The following is a 3,183-nucleotide window of genomic DNA, read 5'->3' as shown; positions in this document are numbered from 1 at the left end:
GAGCGACGAGACGATGAATTCCGGAAGGATCGCTGCCAGAACCCAGTGCTAAGCCTTTAGCGACACACCCGAAGGCTTAGCACTGTTCTCTGAACAGTTCGCTCTTTAACAATATGGATCATGCTGACAAAAGTCTCTCTTAGGCATAAGAGAGCAACGTGATACGTCTCAAGCGTATCCGGCAATTGTCGTGACGTGATCGCAGACCAGACCCCTTCGGGTTATATGGTCAAGCGATTAAGCGCATACGGTGGATGCCTAGGCAGCCAGAGGCGATGAAGGACGTGAAAGCCTGCGATAAGGCTCGGTGAGGTGGCAAATAACCTGTGACCCGGGCATTTCCGAATGGGGAAACCCACTCATCACAAGATGAGTATCGCTGCATGAATACATAGTGCAGCGAGGCGAACCGGGGGAACTGAAACATCTAAGTACCCCGAGGAAAAGAAATCAACCGAGATTCCCCCAGTAGCGGCGAGCGAACGGGGACCAGCCCTTAAGCGATGGGGCCGATAGGCGAACAGGGTGGGAAACCTGACCATAGCGGGTGATAGTCCCGTAGTCGAAATCCAACCATCGTGAAATCGAGTAGGTCGGGGCACGTGAAACCTTGACTGAACATGGGGGGACCATCCTCCAAGGCTAAATACTCCTGGCTGACCGATAGTGAACCAGTACCGTGAGGGAAAGGCGAAAAGAACCCCGGAGAGGGGAGTGAAATAGATCCTGAAACCGTATGCGTACAAGCAGTGGGAGCCCACATGTTGGGTGACCGCGTACCTTTTGTATAATGGGTCAGCGACTTATTTTCAGTGGCGAGCTTAACCGACTAGGGGAGGCGTAGGGAAACCGAGTCTTAACTGGGCGACCAGTCGCTGGGAATAGACCCGAAACCGGGCGATCTATCCATGAGCAGGGTGAAGGTTGAGTAACATCAACTGGAGGCCCGAACCGGGATCTGTTGAAAAAGATTCGGATGACTTGTGGATCGGAGTGAAAGGCTAATCAAGCTCGGAGATAGCTGGTTCTCCTCGAAAGCTATTTAGGTAGCGCCTCACGTATTACCGCCGGGGGTAGAGCACTGTTTCGGCTAGGGGCCCATCCCGGGTTACCAACCCGAGGCAAACTCCGAATACCGGTGAGTACAGCGTGGGAGACACACAGCGGGTGCTAACGTCCGTTGTGAAAAGGGAAACAACCCAGACCGTCAGCTAAGGCCCCAAAATCCTGGTTAAGTGGGAAACGATGTGGGAAGGCTCAGACAGCTAGGAGGTTGGCTTAGAAGCAGCCATCCTTTAAAGAAAGCGTAATAGCTCACTAGTCGAGTCGGCCTGCGCGGAAGATGTAACGGGGCTCAAACCAGGTGCCGAAGCTACGGGTTCATCCTCGCGATGAGCGGTAGAGGAGCGTCGTGTAAGTCTGTGAAGGTGGGTTGAGAAGCCTGCTGGAGATATCACGAGTGCGAATGCTGACATGAGTAACGACAAGGGGAGTGAAAAACTCCCCCGCCGGAAGACCAAGGGTTTCTGTTCTACGCTAATCGGAGCAGAGTGAGTCGGCCCCTAAGGCGAGGCCGAAAGGCGTAGTCGATGGGAAACGGGTCAATATTCCCGTACCGGATGTGATTGCGATGGGGGGACGAAGAAGGCTAGGTGAGCCCGGCGTTGGTTGCCCGGGTGAAAGTGAGTAGGCTGAGGACTCAGGCAAATCCGGGTCCTTTAGGCCGAGACACGAGACGAACGGACCACGGTCCGGAAGTCATTGATGCCACGCTTCCAGGAAAAGCCTCTAAGCTTCAGATCACATGCGACCGTACCCCAAACCGACACAGGTGGTCAGGTAGAGAATACCCAGGCGCTTGAGAGAACTCGGGTGAAGGAACTAGGCAAAATGGTGCCGTAACTTCGGGAGAAGGCACGCCGGCATGTAGGTGAACACCCTCGCGGTGGAAGCCGAGGCCGGTCGAAGATACCAGGTGGCTGCAACTGTTTATTAAAAACACAGCACTCTGCAAACGCGCAAGCGGACGTATAGGGTGTGACGCCTGCCCGGTGCCGGAAGGTTAATTGATGGTGTTAGGATTCGTCCGAAGCTCCTGATCGAAGCCCCGGTAAACGGCGGCCGTAACTATAACGGTCCTAAGGTAGCGAAATTCCTTGTCGGGTAAGTTCCGACCTGCACGAATGGCGTAATGATGGCCACGCTGTCTCCACCCGAGACTCAGTGAAATTGAAATCGCAGTGAAGATGCTGTGTACCCGCGGCTAGACGGAAAGACCCCGTGAACCTTTACTATAGCTTCACACTGGATGCTGATGTTGCTTGTGTAGGATAGCTGGGAGGCTTGGAAACCCGGACGCCAGTTCGGGTGGAGCCAACCTTGAAATACCAGCCTGGCATCATTGGCGTTCTAACTCAGACCCGTCATCCGGGTCGAGGACAGTGTGTGGTGGGTAGTTTGACTGGGGCGGTCTCCTCCCAAAGAGTAACGGAGGAGCACGAAGGTACCCTCAGCACGGTTGGAAATCGTGCATTGAGTGCAAGAGCATAAGGGTGCTTGACTGCGAGACAGACACGTCGAGCAGGTACGAAAGTAGGTTCTAGTGATCCGGTGGTTCTGTATGGAAGGGCCATCGCTCAACGGATAAAAGGTACTCCGGGGATAACAGGCTGATACCGCCCAAGAGTTCACATCGACGGCGGTGTTTGGCACCTCGATGTCGGCTCATCACATCCTGGGGCTGAAGTCGGTCCCAAGGGTATGGCTGTTCGCCATTTAAAGTGGTACGCGAGCTGGGTTTAGAACGTCGTGAGACAGTTCGGTCCCTATCTGCCGTGGGCGTCGGAAGTTTGAGAAGTGCTGCTCCTAGTACGAGAGGACCGGAGTGGACGTACCTCTGGTGTTCCGGTTGTGTCGCCAGACGCATCGCCGGGTAGCTATGTACGGACGGGATAACCGCTGAAGGCATCTAAGCGGGAAGCCCCCTTCAAGATGAGACTTCCCTGGGGCCTCGCGCCCCCTGAAGGGCCCAGCAAGACGAGCTGGTTGATAGGCACGGTGTGGAAGCGCAGCAATGCGTTGAGCTAACGTGTACTAATGGCCCGTGAGGCTTGACCATATAACCCCAAGGGGTCTGACGGTCACCTCGACAATCGCCGGATAGGCAAGAGACGTATCACCGTC

General features: G+C 55.0%; 1 rRNA gene. It reads left to right on the top strand.

The features are described 5' to 3' along the window. The first annotated feature begins 227 nt into the window (after positions 1-227). Positions 228-3,118: ribosomal RNA gene (locus ACW4DH_RS18910) — 23S ribosomal RNA — on the top strand. Positions 3,119-3,183: the final 65 nt, after the last annotated feature.

Source organism: Halomonas sp. WWR20, from assembly GCF_054602495.1.
The sequence above is the reverse complement of the archived record's forward strand: the minus strand, read 5'-3'. Positions and strand labels throughout refer to the sequence as shown.